The sequence below is a fragment of the Paracoccus alkenifer genome, from assembly GCF_900108405.1.
In the GTDB taxonomy this organism is placed as follows: domain Bacteria; phylum Pseudomonadota; class Alphaproteobacteria; order Rhodobacterales; family Rhodobacteraceae; genus Paracoccus; species Paracoccus alkenifer.
This window is the reverse complement of record NZ_FNXG01000001.1, coordinates 693,438-708,814: the sequence shown is the minus strand read 5'-3', so window position 1 is coordinate 708,814 and position 15,377 is coordinate 693,438. Positions and strand designations below refer to the sequence as shown.

Sequence of the window (15,377 nt, the reverse complement as noted above, 5' to 3'; positions counted from 1 at the left end):
TTGCCCGGCGACATCCCGTCCCGCCCGTGCTATGCTGGCCCTGTCATTGCAGAAAGCCTGTTATGCGAAATTTGCTGATACTGCCCGCGCTGGCGCTGCTGGCTGGTTGCGTCGAGACCGCCGTAACCGCCCCTTCGCCCCCCGATCTGCGGGCGCGGCAAGAGACCGCCTGCACGCTGGCCATTGCCCAGCATATCCGCCAGCCGCCGGCGGCGGTGACCTCTCGCTGGTTGTCGGACCAGGGCGGCGTGGCCAGGGTCGAGGCCGTCGACGGGGGCCGCAGGCATATTTGCGACGTCGATGCGGGGGGCAGGGTGCTGGGCTATTCCCACCCCGACGCCTGAGCGCCCCCGGAATTGCTTTGCTCCGGACCCGCTTGACCGCCAACAAGTTTGACGATGCGGGCCGGGGGCGTATGACTGGCAGAAACTTTCCCGGCCCAAGGCGCCTGCACATGACCCAGCCCGAAATCCAACCCCACCCGCTGCCGCTTGTCGTGTCGGTCCAAAGCCAGGTCGCCTTTGGCCATGTCGGCAATTCCGTGGCCGCCTATCCCATGCGGGCCTGCGGGGTCGAGGTGGTCGAGGTGCCGACCGCGCTGCTGTCGAACCATCCGCATTACCCCACGATGCACGGCGCCATTCTGGACGCGGATCTGGTCGGCGGCCTGCTGACCGGGATCGCCGAGCGGGGGGTGCCGGCGCGCGCCTCGGTGGTGCTGTCGGGGTTTCTGGGGCGGGAAGAAACCGCGCTGGCGCTGGCGGGGTTCCTGCGCCGCGCCAAGGCTGAAAACCCCGGCCTGACCTATCTGTGCGATCCGGTGATGGGCGACGCCGATCTGGGGTTTTTCACTGACGAGCCGCTGCGCCGCGCCTTTGCGGCCGAGCTGGTGCCGCTGGCTGATGTGATCCTGCCCAATGCGTTCGAGCTGGAAACCCTTTCCGGGATCGCCATTAACGGGGCCTCGGACGTGGCGCGCGCGCGCGAGGCTTTGGGCTGCCCGGCGGTCGTTGCCACCTCGGTGCCCGTAGAGGGCCAGCCCGAGCGGCTGGCGACGGTGGTCGCGACACGCGATTTCTGCCGCAGTTTCGACGTGCCCCGGCTGCCGGTGCGCCCGGTGGGAACCGGCGATCTGCTGGCCGGGCTGACGGCGGCGCGGCTGGCGCAGGGGGTGGCGTTGCCGCAGGCGGTGGCGCGGGCGGTGGCCGGGGTGGCGCAGGCGCTGCGCCGGACCTCGGGGCAGCCATGGGCCGAGATGCCGATCGCCGCCGCGCTTCCGGCGATTCTGGCGGCCGACTGGCAGGAAACCGGGCAGCAGCCCTTACCAAGCCCGGCCGACCTGTTAAGCTGACCCTGCGCGGCGAGGGTCCGGCACGGGCCGTGGGCCGCATGAGCGATGCGAAAGGACAGACGATGGCCGACTGGCTGCCCACATTGATCACCCCGACCCCCGAAGAAGGCTTTGCGCTAGCGATCAAGATGTCGCGGGTCGCGGTCAAGATGACCCAGCCCGACGCCGCGGTGCGCGACCGCCTGCGCGGAACCTATGCCGAGGACGCCGATGCGCTGATCGCGTCAAGCCAGGTCGCGGCCCATTGGTTCGCCACGGTCGCGGCCGCGAATGATTACTGGCGGTCCGGCTCGTGACCAAAGACGCCCCGGGGATCGAGCGCGCCGGCCCGGATTTTTCCGTCGATGCGGGGCTGCTGGCCGATTCTTTCGGGATCACGCAGGCGCAGGTCCAGCAGGAAATGCGTGCCGGCGGCATCACCTCGCGCTGCGAGGCCGGGGTGGATGAGGATGCAGGCCGCTGGCGGCTGACCTTTCATCGCGGCGAGCGCGCGGTGCGGTTCATCGTCGATGATGCGGGGCAGGTGCTGACCCGGGTCAGCTTTCCGATCCGCACCGCCTAAGGCCCGGGGGCGCCCCGCCACCCGACGCCTGCGCGCCGGCGTGGTCCCGAAAGATCATGCCGACCCCCTGCGGCGCGGCATCCGGTCGGCGACGGCCACCAGCCGGATGGTGGCGTCGCTGACCCGGTCGGGCTCGCAGCCGTCGGGTTCCAGCTCGGCCAGCTCGTCGGCCAGCGACAGGCAGCGCGGGGACAGCCCCGGCCCCGCGGCGCCCGCGCCGCCGCCCCCCATCGCCTCGCGCCCGGTGGGGGCAGCGGGTGCGCCAGCGGGGCGCGAGCCCATGGCGCTGGCGAAACCCTGCAAGGCCTCGGCCAGTTTCGGCACGGTGATCCGGCCCCGCAGCTGCCGGTGGTCGTCGAAACCGCGCGCCCCAGCGGCATAGGAATAACGCGCGACCAGCGAATCGCCCGCCTCGGCGCCGTAACGATTCAGCTGCTCGATCACCTCGGGCGGCATGGTCAGGTTCATCCCCCCTTCGACCCTGTCGTCCAGCCGCACCGTCACCACCCGTTCGGCATAGCCCGGCAGCATCCCCTGCAACGTGTCCTGCCAGTCCTTGGCGGTGTTCAGGATCGCCATGGCAAACCCGCCCAGCCCGTCGATCGGCCGCACCGGCAGGTTTGAACTGGCGGGGCTGCGCGCCGGCAGGTGCACGCGGGTGTCGCGGTGGCGGGCATGGTCCCAGCTGGCTAGCGCAATGCCAAAGGTCGGGCGCGAGGGCAGCAGCGAATCAAAGAAATGGATCGGGAAATTCGACGAGATGCCGCCATCGGAAAACAGGCAGCGGGCCAGTCGGCCGACCGACCTGCCCTCGGGTCCGGGCAGGCGGATCTGGTCGTCATGGCGCCACAGCGGGATCGATTCGATCAGCCCCGGAAAGCTCAGCGACATCCGCGCGACCAGCAGCACCGGGAAATCGTCGCCCACCGGCAGCTGGTAAAGATCGCGCGGCGCGTGGTCCTGCTGGTGGGCCAGCGGCGCGCGCCCGGCGATCAGCGCCTCAAGGAAATCGGCCGGGAACAGCCCGCGCCACTCGGCAAGGCTGAAATAATGAATCCGGGTGGACAGGGGCAGCTGGAACGGGCGCTGGCTGGACAGGTCGGTGGTCATGGCGGCGATCTGGATGCCGTGTGCCGCCAGATCGCCGGCGGTCAAGGGCGCGTCGCCCGGCCTGCCCGAGATCCGTTGCAGGCGCTTGTGCATCCAGTCGGTCAGGGCGGGGCTGTCGTGGCCGGGCTGGGTGATCCCCGGACACAGGCCGAAATTCGCCTGCGGCAGGTCGCGCGCGGCCATCCGCAGCAGCGGCACAAGGGTCCACAACGCCAATCCCAGCGGCACCGCCAGCAGCGCCGTGGTTGCGGCAAAGAAATTTCCGGCCCACGCCGCCCACAGCAGCGCCGCGGCCAGCAGCGCCGCGGCTGCCGCGACCGGCAGGCGCCAGAGCCGCCACGCCGCCCGGCCGATGGCGCCCTGGATGGCGCCGATCAGCAGTTGGAACAGCGGCGCGAGTGCCGGGCGCGGCTGGAACAGCGTCTGCAAATTCCGCGCCAGATCGGTGGAAAGCGCCGAGATTTCCGCGAACCCCGCCATCTCGGCCCCGCCCCCCGACTGGCGCCGGTATTCTGCCGCGGCGGCGAAACAGGCCGCGATGGCGCCGGCGGACGAGCCGCCGATGCTGCGCAGCCGATAGTCGCGCGCGATCCGCGCCACCGCCTGCGGATAGACCACCCCCGATGTGATCCCGCCCTTCATGATAAGGTCACATTCCTGCAATGATGCGGTCGGGGCAGCGGTCGGTGAAATGCGATCCGGCATGATGGCCTCTGGCGGGAATGGCGCGATTCTCGTCCTGATTGTATCACGCAAGCTGCGGCTTGCCGCAATCGGCCTCATGGCCGGCATTTGGCCCGTATGCGCCAGTTTGCCGCAACCCCACGGCGCCTCGGGGCAGGATTCGCGGGCCATGGATACCTATCTGTGCTAGGATACCTCATCGGAAACGGAGAGCCTTGGCATGGATTTCATCGCGCTGCTTGATGCCGTCGGCGAAGGGCGGATGGCCGCCCTGATGGGACTGGCCTGCGGAGTGATCTTTGGCATTGCGGCACAACGCTCGGCTTTTTGCCTGCGCGCGGCCACGGTGGAATTCGGGCGCGGGGCCATGGGGCCTCGGGTGGCGGTGTGGCTTTTGTGCTTTTCCACCGCGATGGTCTGGGTGCAGTCCGCCCAGCTGATGGGCCTGTTCGAGGCGGGCGAGGCGCGGATGATGGCGGTTGCCGGCTCGTGGTCCGGGGCGATCATCGGCGGGCTGATGTTCGGGGCCGGGATGGTGCTGGCGCGCGGCTGTTCTGGCCGGATGCTGGTGCTGGCGGCGACCGGCAACCTGCGTTCGGTCATGGCGGGGCTGATCTTTGCAGTGGTGGCGCAGATGTCGCTGCATGGCTGGCTGGCACCGCTGCGCCACAACCTTGCCGCGCTGTGGGTGACGCCGGGCGGGACCAACGTGAACTTGCTTGAGCTGTGGCGCCTGCCCGAGTGGAGCGGGCTGGCCCTTGGGCTGGGCTTTGCCGCCACCGCGCTGGTGGTGGCGCATCGCAACCGGATCAGCGCGCGCAAGCTGGTCTTTGCCTCGGGCGTGGGGTTTGCGGTGGCGATGGGCTGGGTGCTGACCGCCCAGATCGCCCGCGTCGCGTTCGAGCCGGTGTCCGTCAGCTCGATGACGTTTTCCGGCCCCTCGGCGACCACGCTGATGTTCTTTCTGGAACCCGCCCCGGCGCTGGGGTTCGACGTCGGGCTGGTGCCGGGCGTGTTTCTGGGCGCGTTTCTGGCCGCCGCCTGGTCGCGCGAGCTGAAGTTTCAGGGCTTTGACGGCGAACGGCAGATGCGGCGTTCCATGGTGGGGGCGGGGCTGATGGGGTTCGGCGCCATGCTGGCGGGTGGCTGCGCCATCGGGGCGGGGGTGACGGGCACCTCGATCTTTGTCGGCACGGCGTGGCTGGCGCTGCTGTTCATGTGGATCGGGGCGATGCTGACCGATTTTCTGGTCGACCGGTTGCCCGGACCGGCGCTGGCGACGACCTGAGCCGGCAGCAATGCCCCCCCCCCCGAGGCGATCCGGGGGGGGGGCATTTACGCGCAGCGGGCTTCAGCCCGGGACAAATACGCGCAGCGGGCGTCAGCCCGGCACAAAGCGAAAGCTGTCGCCGTTACGCTCGGCCCGGCCGATGCCGCCGTCCGACAGGTGGAACCCGATCAGTTGCGTGCCGCTGTCGGCCAGATCGCCCAGCAGCGCCACCCGCGTCCGCGCGCCCAAGGCGGCGTCTTCGTCCGCGGCGCTTTCCCATTCCGGCCTGGCAAAGGCGATGTGCGAGTTGGCGATGGCATCGCCCACGACCAGCACCCGCTGGCCGCCCGCGTCGATGTCGAACGACATGTGCCCGGCAGTATGGCCCGGCGTCAGCCGTGCGGTGACGCCGGGCAGGGGTGATTCGCCGTCCTCGATCAGCGCCAGCGCGTCGCCAAGCGCCTCGATCCGGCGCGAGGCGCCCGCAACAAAGCTTTGCCGGTCGTCGCGGATGCTGCCCAGCGTGGCGGGATCGGTCCAGTATTCGGCCTCGGCCCGGCCCATCACATGGGCGGCATTGGCAAACAGCGGCTCGTCGAAATCATCCAGCACGCCCCACAGATGATCGGGGTGGCCGTGGGTGAACAGCAGATGGGTGACATCCTCGGGGGTCAGGTCCAGCGCGGCCAGCGCCTCGGTTACCTTGCCGGCGGTGGGCATGAAATCGGGGCCGCTGCCGGCGTCGAACAGCACCGTGTTGGTGCCGTCGCGCAGCAGGGTGATGTTGCAGGGCGAATGGATCATGTCGCCCGTCACCCCCGCCTGTTGCAGGATCGGGTCCAGCTCGTCGCGCGGCAGCCCGGCAAAGCTGAAATCAAAGGGCAGTTCCAGATGCCCGTCGGACAGCGTGTCGATGCGCACCCCGCCCCCAAGGTCCAGCGTGCTGCCCGCCCAGACGCGCAGGGGCGTTCCGGTCAGGATTGTGCCGGCAGCGGCAGATAGCACGAACAGGCGACGCGAGATCATGTGAGCCTCCGTTGACTGGCCGGGGGGTCCGGCTGTGATCGGGTCATGGCAATGCAACGCCTTGCCATGGGAAAGCGGTCCCGCGCCCGTCCCGAAAAGGGGGTGGCGGCGCGGGACGACCGGAAAAATCGCCCGCGCCGCAACCATGTCAGCCGGCGTCGGCGGTGGCCGCGATGTCCGGCAGGGTGCCGGCGGGCAGGCCGTCCTCGTCGGTGGGCGTCACCTTCAGCTCGGCCGCGCGCTTGGTGATTTCCGGCGTGCCCTCGATGCAGTCGCTGAAACATGGCTCGGCCGAGAACAGCACATATTCGGTTTCCGGGCGGTCATCGACATAGAAGCCGTCGGCGTTGGGCATGGTGATGTCGGCAAAGTTCTCGTGCGTCAGCACGAAATCATCCTCGACCATCCCGTTGGAATACAACAGGAATGCCGTGATCGCATAGGTTTCGTCCGCCGTCAGGATCTGCGCGTTCCCAAAGGGCATCGAGCGGTGGACGTAATCATACACCGTCGAAAGATAGGGCCAGTAGCTGCCGATGGTCTTGACCGGGCGCGGGTCGTTCAGCGACCCCGCGCCGCCCGCCAGCGAGGGCCAGCTGTCCAGCCCCTCGGCAAAGTCGCCGTGGCAGGATGCGCAGTGTTCGTAAAACAGCTCGTCCCCGGTTTCCACGTCGCCCGAGCCTTCGCGCAGACCCTGGCCGTCCGGCAACACCGCCACGTCCCAGGCGGCGATTTCCTCGGGCAGGGCCTCGCGGCCGATGCCCAGCGGCTCGGCCAGCGCGGGGCCGGCGACCAGCCCGGCAGACAGCCCGGTGGCCAGCAGCGCGGCAAATGCAGAGTTACGCGATTTCGACATTTTCCACCTCGCCGTCCTCTTTGACCCACCAGGTCTGGATGCCGTTGTTGTGATAGACGTTGTTCAGGCCGCGGATCTCGCGCAGCGCCTGCTTGGTCGGCTGGACATAGCCGGTATCGTCGACGGCGCGCGATTGCAGGAACAGCTCGCTGCCGTCCCAGTCAATGTCCAGATGGAACCGGGTCAGCGCCTTGGGCTTGGCGTCGCCGGTGATGCGCGCCTCTTGCCAGTTGCGGCCACCGTCCAGCGACACATCCACACGGTCGATGGCGCCATTGCCGGACCATGCCAGCCCGGTGATGACCAGCGGCCCCTTGCCGTGGCGGATGGGCGCCTGCGGGCTGGGCGAGGTGATGACGGATTTCGCGTCCATCACCCAGGTCCATTTCCGCGCCCGGCCGTCCGGCATCAGGTCGGTGTATTTCGACGTCTCCTCGCGGCTTTCGACGGCCTGATCGTAGACCCCGATCCGGCGCAGCCACTTGATCCACATGTTGCCTTCCCAGCCCGGCACCACCAGCCGCACGGGATAGCCGTGTTCCTTGCGCAGCGCCTCGCCGTTGGCGAAGAACGCGACCATCACGTCGTCCAGCGCCTTTTCCAGCGGCATCGAGCGGCCGTTCGAGCTGGCATCCGCGCCCTCGGCATAGATCCACTTGCCCTCGGGCTGGACGCCGACTTCTTCCAGCAGGTCGCGCAGCATCACCCCGGTGTATTCCATGTTGTGGATCATGCCCTGGGTGAACTGCACGCCCTCAAGCTGGGCGCCGCCCCACTCCATGCCGCCATTGGCCGCACATTCGCAGAACGCGGTGGTCATCGAGCGGGGAAAGCGCAGCAGATCCTCGAAGGTGAAGACCAGCGGCCGGTCCACCAGCCCGTTGATCATCAGCCGGTAATCGGGCTTGGACAGCTCGATCGCGCCCGAGTGGTGGCGCTCGAATGCGACGCCCTGCGGGGTGATCGTGCCCTCAAGCGCGTGGATCGGGGTGAAGTTGATCGAGGACGCCGTGCTTTCGGTCAGCCATTCGACGTTGTGGCGGACCACGTGTTCCTCGAAATGGATGGGCATCCCATAGGGCGCCGCGTCCACGGGGTCGCCAAAGACGCTGGCCCAGTCCTGGACCTCGGTGATCAGCGGGTCGGGGGTGGCGGCGCTTGCCGCGCCCGCGCCGGCAACCAGCCCGGCGCCCGCCATCGCGCCGCCTTGCAGAAAGCGGCGGCGGCTGGGGTGGTTGGTGTTGTCGTTGTTATCGGTGGTCATGGGGCCTCCGCTCTTGTCAGATTCCGGTCACGGTGACCGAGGTGTTTTCGGGCAGGTTGACCGTGCCCAGCTTGCGGACATGCGATTCCAGCACATCCCAGATCTGCGGGCCTTCGGTGCCCTCGTTGACGCTGGCCCAGCCGCCCACGGTATAGGTCTTGGCGGGATCCAGCGCCTCGCCGGTATCGGTCAGCACCATGTCGGTGATGCGCTGGCCGATGGGCTTGGACACGTCGATCGAATAGCCAAGCCCGCCGACGCGAACCATGTCGCCGCCCTGCTGGTAATAGGGGTCGGGGTTGAAGATGTTGTCGGCGACGTCTTCCAGAATGGTTTTCAGGGTCTCTCCGGTCATTTCGGACCGATAGACCTGCCCGTAGGTCATCGAGGTGGCGTTGTGGATGTCCTCGCGGGTGATCGGATCGCCCGGCAGCAGCGACGGCCCCCAGCGCACGCCCGGCGACAGCGCGATCTGCACGTCGCGTTCCGACCGCACCGCGTCGCAGATCAGGTCGTCCCAGGTGCCGTTGAAATTGCCGCGCCGGTAAAGGACCATCTCGGTGGTGCCGATCTGTTCCTCAAGCTCGGCCTTGAAGGGCTCGCGCTCGGCGTCGATCAGCGCGGCCATTTCCGCGTCGGGGGTGATGACATCCGAGAAAATCGGGATCAGCTTGTGGCGGAACCCGGCCATGCGGCCGTTCTGCACGTCCAGATCGACGCGGCTGACGAATTTCCCGTTCGAGCCGGTGGCGATGATGATGGTGTCGCCGACCAGCACGGGTTCGGGGATCGCGTCATGGGTATGGCCCGACAGGATCACGTCGATCCCCTGCACGCGGCTGGCCATCTTGTGGTCCACGTCAAAGCCGTTGTGCGACAGGCAGACCACCAGATCCACGTTCTTGCCGCGCAGTTCGTTCACCATGGCCTGCATCCGTTCCTCGCGGATGCCAAAGCTGTATTCGGGGAACATCCAGCCGGGGTTGGCGATGGGCATATAGGGGAAGGCCTGGCCGATCACGCCGATGGCAAGCCCGCCCTTTTCGTAGATGTGATAGGGCTCGAACGCCGGCTCGTCCCATTCCACGTCAAAGATATTGGCGCCCAGAAAGGGGAAGGGCAGGGACTCGACGATCTCGTTCACCCGCTCGGTGCCGTAGGTCCATTCCCAGTGGCTGGTCATGCCGTCCACGCCCAGCAGGTTCATCGCGTTGACCATGTCCTGCCCGCGGGTCTTGAGCGAGGTCATCGAGCCGTGCCAGGTGTCGCCGCCGTCCAGCAGGATGCTGTCGGGGCGCGCGGCGCGGATCGCCTTGACCACGGTCGCCATGCGGTCGATCCCGCCCATCCGGCCGTAGGTCCGGCCAAGCGCGTCGAAATCGGGATAGGTCAGCGCATAGGCTTCGGGCGATTTCGGCGCGATGCCGAACATCTGCTGGAACTCGGTGCCGGTGACATGGGGGACGCGGCCCTTGGCCTCGCCCACGCCGATGTTGATTTCCGGTTCGCGGAACCAGATCGGTTTCAGCTGCGCGTGAATATCGGTGATGTGGATCAGCGTGACATTGCCGAAATCGTCGAACTGCAGCAGCTGGTCCTGGGTCAGCGCCTGCTGGGCGGCCAGCCGGGACCAGTTGCCCAGTCCCGAGCCAACGATGGCCGAGGTGGCCATGGCGGCCTGCAGGAAATGGCGCCGGGTGATCATGGCGTCTCCTTGGTGAAATCAAGACATAAGCCGGCCGGCCGCCGGGGCGGGGCCAGTGGTGCCTGTCTCGTGGGTTCGTGGAATGCGGGGCCGGCGCCGTGCCGGCCCGCGTCTGTCGTCAGTGCCGGACCGACACGCCCTCGACCGAAAGGCCGTTCCCGCGCGAGGCGACGTAAAGTTCGATCGCCTTGAGTTCGTCCGAGCCGGCGGCAAAGGTTTCCGCCCGCGTGTCGCGGACGCAGCCGACAAAGCGCTGCTGCGCCGACACCATGCCCGCGTCCTTGAGCCGGTAGGTCGGGAAGCCGTTGATCTGGCCCTGGCTCAGATGGTCCGCGCGGATCATCATGCCCTGATTGTCCTCGTGGCAGTTGGCGCAGGCCATCTCCAGCTGGCCGAAGCGGGTGTAATACAGTTCCTTGCCGTGTTCCCAAAAGGGCTGGGCGGGACCGTCGATGGCCACGTTCACGATCTCGCCGCGGGACTGCATCGAGATCAGGGCCAGCATGTCCTTCATCTGGTCGCCGGTCAGCCGCCATGGTTCAAGCCCCATGCGCTCGGTCACGCAGGACTGGATATAATCCTCCATGATCATCAGCTTGCCGGTGTTTTCATCGACCCGCGGCATGACGGCGCGCAGACCCTTGAAGGTTTCGGGGCCGTTGTGACACGACGCGCAGGATTCGCCGTTCGCGCCGATTTCGGCGTTCCAGCGGTCCAGCCCGCGGTCGGCAAAGACCATGGCGGGGTTGTCGAAATCGTCGCGCTGAAGATCGCGGGTCTCGTCCTCGCGATAGTGCCAGCCCGACCAGATTTCATCCACCACGCCCTTGAGATGGTCGGGCGCGGGGGCGTGGGTGACGAACTCGATCTCGCCGTCGTCGGTGTCGACGATCAGCGTATCCTCGACCGGATCGGCCCACGCCGCGCCGGCAAGGGTGAGACCCAATGCAGTTGCGGCCAGTTGAGTAGTGAACATCCGGCGCATACCGGGTCTCCTCCCTGCTCGGATCGTTGTCAGGCGATTTCGATCGACTGCGTGTCTTCGTAGACATCGCCGTCGTCGTCATACCAGGTGAACTTGAATTCGCCCGCCGCGTCGACCGTGGCATCGAATTCGAAATAGGGGTTGGTCGAGACCGCCGGGTCGATGGTCACGTCCACCACGTTCTGCCCGTTCAGGTCGCAGGTAAAGCGGTTGATGATCGAGCGCGGGATCAGGTTGCCGTCGGCATCCTTGCGCTGGCCCGATTCCATCTTGTGGCTGATCAGGGCCTTGATGGTGACCACTTCGCCGGCGCTGGCCGATTTGGGAACCTTGACCCGGGGTTTAGCGTCGCTTGCCATGAAACTTTATCCTTCCTGTCAGCCGCCGCAGCCGCCGATGGTGACCTTGACGTTGTTGCTGGCCTGACGGATCGAGCCGTCCGCCATCTTGGCAATGGCGATCACGTCCTGCGTCTGCGCCAGCCGGATGCGGGTTGCGCCGCGCTGGGCGCCGGCCGCAGGGCCAAAGTTGAAGGTCGCGACCGCCGGTTCGGGGTTGCCGGCCGCCAGCAGCAGCACCGACACCGCGCCGGGGGCATTGAATTCCACCGGGACCGTGTTGCCGTTTTCGGCGATCTCGGGGGTGGTCAGGGTCAGTTCGCCCTCGGTGGGGGCGGTGCCGCCGGTGAACTCGGCCGTCAGCTCCTCGACCGTGGTGGCAAGGGCGGCGCCGGACACAAGCGTCGCCGCCATGCCGCCGAGGCCGACCAGCAGAGTATCCCGTCTGCTCAGCATCATCGTCTCTCTCCTGTAGTCTTCGTTCAGTCTGTAAGGGTCAGCAGATATGCGACCACGTCCTCGACCTGCGCGGCGGTCAGGATCGGCGGCGGATCGCCGTCCGATGCCTTGCCCGTGTAGCCGTCGCCCGGCCGGATGAAGCCCGAGGTCTTGTACATTCCCGGCATGAAGCTGTCGGGGAACGTATGCTTGGCGTCGATCACGATGCCGCGCAGCTGGGCCTCGGACCAGCGGTCGGCGGCGCCGTCCAGCGCGGGGCCGATGTCGCCGGGGAACTCGACATCGGGCATCGCGTCGATCTGGTGGCAGGCCACGCAGTTGCCCAGCGCGGCGGTGGTCATCACCCTTGCGCCCTCGCCGGGATCGCCCGGCGCGCCGGTCAGCGATGCCTCGACGGCCCCGTCGGCGAAAACCACGTCGTTCGGCGCGGTTTCAGCAAGCGCCGGCGCGGCCGAGATAATTGCGGCTGCCAAGCCATGCAGCCATGCGCGTCGGGTCATGCGGTCTCTCCCTGATCTTGTTCCGAGGAACGTAACAAGGCGTCATGATGTCGCGCAAGCAGTAATATAGTGACACATGAATATTCATATGTGCTGCGCTGCGGCGAGGCGGGAGGGGCACTGGAATGTCGCTGAAATCCAATGGATTGCGCGGATATACCATTGAATCTTTTCGATATTTCCGTGCGGACATATCGCTCTGAAACCGGCCGGAACGGTGGTCGCTTCGGTGCGAATCAGTTGCGTGGCGGACAGCGGGATGTGCCGGATCTGTGCCTAGTTCAGCACCCGCGACCAGTCGAAATTGCGCAGCATCCAGTCCGCGATCAGGTTGACGCTGTCGGTGGCGATCAGCAGGCCGAACAGGATCAGCATCACGCCCATGGCCCGCTCGACATGCCGCATCAGCCCGCGGTTGCGCGCGACCCAGCGCAGGAACGGTCCCGCAAACAGCGCCGCCGCGACAAAGGGCAGGGTCATCGCCAGGCCGTAGACCAGCAGCAGCAACCCGCCGTGCCAGGGCTGGCCCATCCCCCCGGCGATCATCAGGATCGCGGCCAGTGCCGGCCCGACGCAGGGCGTCCAGCCAAAGCCGAAGGCCAGCCCCATCACATAGGCCCCCGCAAGCGATCCCGGCTGCCCGCCGGCCTGCACCCGCGCCTCGCGATACAGCAGCGGGATGCGCAGCGCGCCAAGGAAATGCAGGCCGAACAGGATCAGCACGGCGGCGGCGATCCAGGAAAGCCACTGACGCCACTCGGCCACCACCCGCCCCAGCGAGGTGGCGCCAAAGCCCAGCATCACAAAGATCGTGGTCACCCCCAGCGCAAACGCGCAGGCGCGCAGCAGCAACCGGCCCTGCACGCCGGGGGGCAGGGCGCCGTCCTCGCGCAGGCTGCTGACCGAGGTGCCGGCCATATAGGCCAGGTAGAACGGCACCATCGGCAGGATACAGGGCGAAAAGAATGACAGCAGCCCGGCCAGCGCGGCGGCTCCGTAGGACAGGTCCGGCATCCCGGCTCCTTTCGGCTAGGGGAATCGAGGTCCAGCGCTGCCGGCGGGACGGCCGGTGGCTGGGCTGGTCGCGGGGATTGTGCAAACCGGCCCCGCATATTAGATTATTGCTATGTAAACTTGCGGGGTGTCAACTTGGCGCTTTTCCGGAAAGGAATCCTGAGGGTCTGCGCCCTCGCGCTGGCGGCCATGGTTCCGGCGGCAATCTCGGCGGCCGAGCTGTCGATGCTGATCGTCGAGCAGCCCGGCTGCCATTACTGCGCCCGCTTCGACGACGAGATCGCGCCGAAATGGCCCAAGACGGACGAGGGTCGCGCCGCGCCGCTGCAACGGATGCGCATGGGCGCCCAGCCGCCCGAGGGCGTCACCCTGGACAGCCCGCCGCCGCTGACGCCGACCTTTGTCGTGCTTGTCGACGGGGCTGAACACGGGCGATTGATCGGCTATCCCGGAGAGGATTTTTTCTGGCCCATGATCGCGCAGCTCATCGAGCGCGCGGAAATGGACGTGATAGCAGACCAGGCAGAAGCGACGCCATGAGCATATTCCCGACCAGCGACGCAGCCGTGGACGCCGATGTTTTCGGACGAGGCTGGACAATGAACGCCAACGCTTCCGCCACCGCCCCCGAACCCGCCGCGGCGATGCGGCCGCTGATCGAGCAGACCGAGGCCATCGCCTCGCTGTTCAAGGCGATGGGGCACGACGGGCGGCTGACGATCCTGTGCCACCTGCGCAGCGGCGAAAAGAACGTGTCCGAGCTTGAGGCGCTGCTGTCCTCGCGTCAGGCCATCGTCAGCCAGCAGCTGGCCCGCCTGCGGATGGAGGGGCTGGTGGTGGCCCGCCGCGAAGGCCAGACGATCCATTACCGGCTGGCAGATGCGCGCGTGGCGGCGATTCTCGACCTGCTGGCGCGTCACGCCCGGGTCGGGATGCTGGATGCGCTGGATGCAAAGGAAAGCCGGGGTTGACCGATTTTCTCGGCTGGCAACTGCCCTGGGGGGCGGTGGCGGCGATTGCGGGGCTGATCGCGGGCACGGTTCTGGGACTGGCCGCAAGGCTTGGCGATTTCTGCACGCTGGGCGCGCTGGAATCCGCGCTTTACGGCGGTGACCAGCGGCGGCTGCGGTTGTGGGGGATCGTGCTGGCGGTGGCGATTCTGGCCACGCAGGCCGGCGCCGCGGCCGGCTGGATCGACCTGGGCGAGACCTATTACCACAAGGTGGGGTGGATGCCGCTGGCCTCGATCCTGGGCGGGCTGACCTTTGGCTACGGCATGGCGCTGGCCGGCAACTGCGGCTTTGGCGCGCTGGTGCGGCTGGGCAGCGGCGATCTGCGCGCCATGGTGATCGTCATCATCCTGGCGATCAGCGGCTTTGCGGCGCTGTCGGGGCCGCTGGCGCCGATCCGCCACGCGCTGTTTCCGCAGATCGACTCGGACAACCCGCAAAGCTTTGCGGCGCTGTTCCAGCGGCTGGACATCCCGTTTTCGCCCTTTGTGGCGCTGGTCGTGGTGGGGCTGCTGGTGTGGGCGCTGTCCTGCCCCACGCTGCGCGCCAGCCGGCGTTCGCTGCTTTGGGGGGTGGCGGCGGGGCTGGCGGTGGCGTTTTCATTCGCCGCGACCAGCTGGGTGGCGCGCGAAAGCCTGGGCGCGGTCCCGGTCGAGGGGCCGTCCTTTGTCGCTGCGGTCGGCCGGGCGCTGCTGTGGCTGATGACCGCCAGCGGCGGCGGGCTGGGCTACACCGTGGGCACGGTTTTCGGCATCACGCTTGGCTCTTTCGCCGGCTCGATGTGGCGCGGCCTGTTCAGGTGGGAGGCGTGCGAGGATCCGCGCGAGCTGGGTCGCCAGATCGGGGGCGCGGCGCTGATGGGAATCGGTGGGGTCGTGGCCATGGGCTGTTCGATCGGACAGGGGGTTTCGGCGGTTGCCGCGCTCGCGTGGTCGGGGCCGGTGACGCTGGCCGCGATCGTGGTCGGGGCGTCGTTCGGGCTGCGCCAGCTGATCGAAAGCTTTCAGCCGGAATAGGCCGAAACCCCTTGCATACATGGGTTTTCGCAAGGCCGTTCAGAGAATTGTGACCTCGAAGGTTGCTTTCCGGCGGCATGTCGCCCATATTACCCCACATCCGATGACCCGTGACGCCCGCCCGGAGCGTCTTTCCGGCCCCCGCTTCTGGGGGCCGTAGCTGCGCAATGCGCGGGGGTCTCCTTTTCACGCGATGTCGGCTCCTGTCGGCGTGCAGACCGGGCAAG

At 67.5% G+C, this 15,377-nt stretch carries 18 protein-coding genes; 8 read left to right on the top strand and 10 right to left on the bottom strand.

All coding sequences use genetic code 11. The annotated features are described in order from the left end of the window. Positions 1-62: 62 nt before the first annotated feature. The 4 genes from BLW83_RS15660 to BLW83_RS03340 all read left to right on the top strand — a co-directional run bounded on the left by BLW83_RS15660 (position 63) and on the right by BLW83_RS03340 (position 1,913). Positions 63-344, top strand: coding sequence for a hypothetical protein (locus BLW83_RS15660; protein WP_177172473.1), 282 nt, complete (start codon positions 63-65; stop codon positions 342-344). A 110-nt stretch (positions 345-454) separates the two neighbouring features. Next, complete coding sequence (gene pdxY, locus BLW83_RS03350) at positions 455-1,351, top strand: pyridoxal kinase (RefSeq protein ID WP_177172472.1); 897 nt, start codon at positions 455-457, stop codon at positions 1,349-1,351. A gap of 62 nt (positions 1,352-1,413) precedes the next feature. Then, complete coding sequence (locus BLW83_RS03345) at positions 1,414-1,647, top strand: hexameric tyrosine-coordinated heme protein (RefSeq protein WP_090845470.1); 234 nt, start codon at positions 1,414-1,416, stop codon at positions 1,645-1,647. Next, positions 1,644-1,913, top strand: coding sequence for a DUF6522 family protein (locus BLW83_RS03340; RefSeq protein ID WP_245728597.1), 270 nt, complete (start codon positions 1,644-1,646; stop codon positions 1,911-1,913). Before BLW83_RS03345 ends, BLW83_RS03340 begins: the two co-directional genes overlap by 4 nt. A 54-nt stretch (positions 1,914-1,967) precedes the next feature. Here the strand turns inward: BLW83_RS03340 and BLW83_RS03335 are convergent, their stop codons facing one another. Next, complete coding sequence (locus BLW83_RS03335) at positions 1,968-3,665, bottom strand: patatin-like phospholipase family protein (protein WP_177172471.1); 1,698 nt, start codon at positions 3,663-3,665, stop codon at positions 1,968-1,970. 262 nt (positions 3,666-3,927) lie between these two features. Here BLW83_RS03335 and BLW83_RS03330 point away from each other — a divergent pair, with 262 nt between their 5' ends. Beyond that, entirely contained in the window at positions 3,928-4,995 is a 1,068-nt protein-coding gene (locus tag BLW83_RS03330) for a YeeE/YedE family protein (RefSeq protein ID WP_090845466.1), read from the top strand. A 93-nt stretch (positions 4,996-5,088) separates the two neighbouring features. Here BLW83_RS03330 and BLW83_RS03325 read toward each other — a convergent pair whose 3' ends face one another. The 9 genes from BLW83_RS03325 to BLW83_RS03285 all read right to left on the bottom strand — a co-directional run bounded on the left by BLW83_RS03325 (position 5,089) and on the right by BLW83_RS03285 (position 13,124). Next, positions 5,089-6,003, bottom strand: a complete 915-nt coding sequence (locus tag BLW83_RS03325) for an MBL fold metallo-hydrolase (protein ID WP_090845464.1) — start codon at positions 6,001-6,003, stop codon at positions 5,089-5,091. Positions 6,004-6,151: 148 nt separating this feature from the next. After that, positions 6,152-6,859, bottom strand: coding sequence for a c-type cytochrome (locus tag BLW83_RS03320; RefSeq protein WP_143042725.1), 708 nt, complete (start codon positions 6,857-6,859; stop codon positions 6,152-6,154). Continuing rightward, positions 6,843-8,123, bottom strand: coding sequence for a sulfite dehydrogenase (soxC, locus tag BLW83_RS03315; protein WP_090845462.1), 1,281 nt, complete (start codon positions 8,121-8,123; stop codon positions 6,843-6,845). Before soxC ends, BLW83_RS03320 begins: the two co-directional genes overlap by 17 nt. Before the next feature lie 16 nt (positions 8,124-8,139). Beyond that, complete coding sequence (soxB, locus tag BLW83_RS03310; RefSeq protein WP_090845460.1) at positions 8,140-9,828, bottom strand: thiosulfohydrolase SoxB; 1,689 nt, start codon at positions 9,826-9,828, stop codon at positions 8,140-8,142. 118 nt (positions 9,829-9,946) lie between these two features. Beyond that, entirely contained in the window at positions 9,947-10,804 is an 858-nt protein-coding gene (gene soxA, locus BLW83_RS03305) for a sulfur oxidation c-type cytochrome SoxA (protein ID WP_425433930.1), read from the bottom strand. Positions 10,805-10,842: 38 nt separating this feature from the next. Continuing rightward, complete coding sequence (soxZ, locus tag BLW83_RS03300; RefSeq protein WP_090845456.1) at positions 10,843-11,172, bottom strand: thiosulfate oxidation carrier complex protein SoxZ; 330 nt, start codon at positions 11,170-11,172, stop codon at positions 10,843-10,845. Between the two features lie 18 nt (positions 11,173-11,190). Next, positions 11,191-11,610, bottom strand: coding sequence for a thiosulfate oxidation carrier protein SoxY (gene soxY / locus BLW83_RS03295; protein ID WP_090845454.1), 420 nt, complete (start codon positions 11,608-11,610; stop codon positions 11,191-11,193). 23 nt (positions 11,611-11,633) lie between these two features. Further along, positions 11,634-12,110, bottom strand: coding sequence for a sulfur oxidation c-type cytochrome SoxX (gene soxX / locus BLW83_RS03290; protein WP_090845452.1), 477 nt, complete (start codon positions 12,108-12,110; stop codon positions 11,634-11,636). Between the two features lie 276 nt (positions 12,111-12,386). Then, positions 12,387-13,124, bottom strand: coding sequence for a cytochrome c biogenesis CcdA family protein (locus BLW83_RS03285; protein ID WP_090845450.1), 738 nt, complete (start codon positions 13,122-13,124; stop codon positions 12,387-12,389). A 189-nt stretch (positions 13,125-13,313) separates the two neighbouring features. Between BLW83_RS03285 and BLW83_RS03280 the strand changes: the two genes are divergently transcribed. The 3 genes from BLW83_RS03280 to BLW83_RS03270 all read left to right on the top strand — a co-directional run bounded on the left by BLW83_RS03280 (position 13,314) and on the right by BLW83_RS03270 (position 15,150). Further along, a complete protein-coding gene (locus tag BLW83_RS03280) occupies positions 13,314-13,664 on the top strand; it encodes a hypothetical protein (protein ID WP_090845449.1) in 351 nt (116 codons plus the stop codon). 104 nt (positions 13,665-13,768) lie between these two features. Then, a complete protein-coding gene (locus BLW83_RS03275; RefSeq protein WP_245728626.1) occupies positions 13,769-14,095 on the top strand; it encodes an ArsR/SmtB family transcription factor in 327 nt (108 codons plus the stop codon). Then, entirely contained in the window at positions 14,092-15,150 is a 1,059-nt protein-coding gene (locus BLW83_RS03270; protein WP_090845445.1) for a YeeE/YedE family protein, read from the top strand. The genes BLW83_RS03275 and BLW83_RS03270 overlap by 4 nt, the downstream gene beginning before the upstream one ends. Positions 15,151-15,377: the final 227 nt, after the last annotated feature.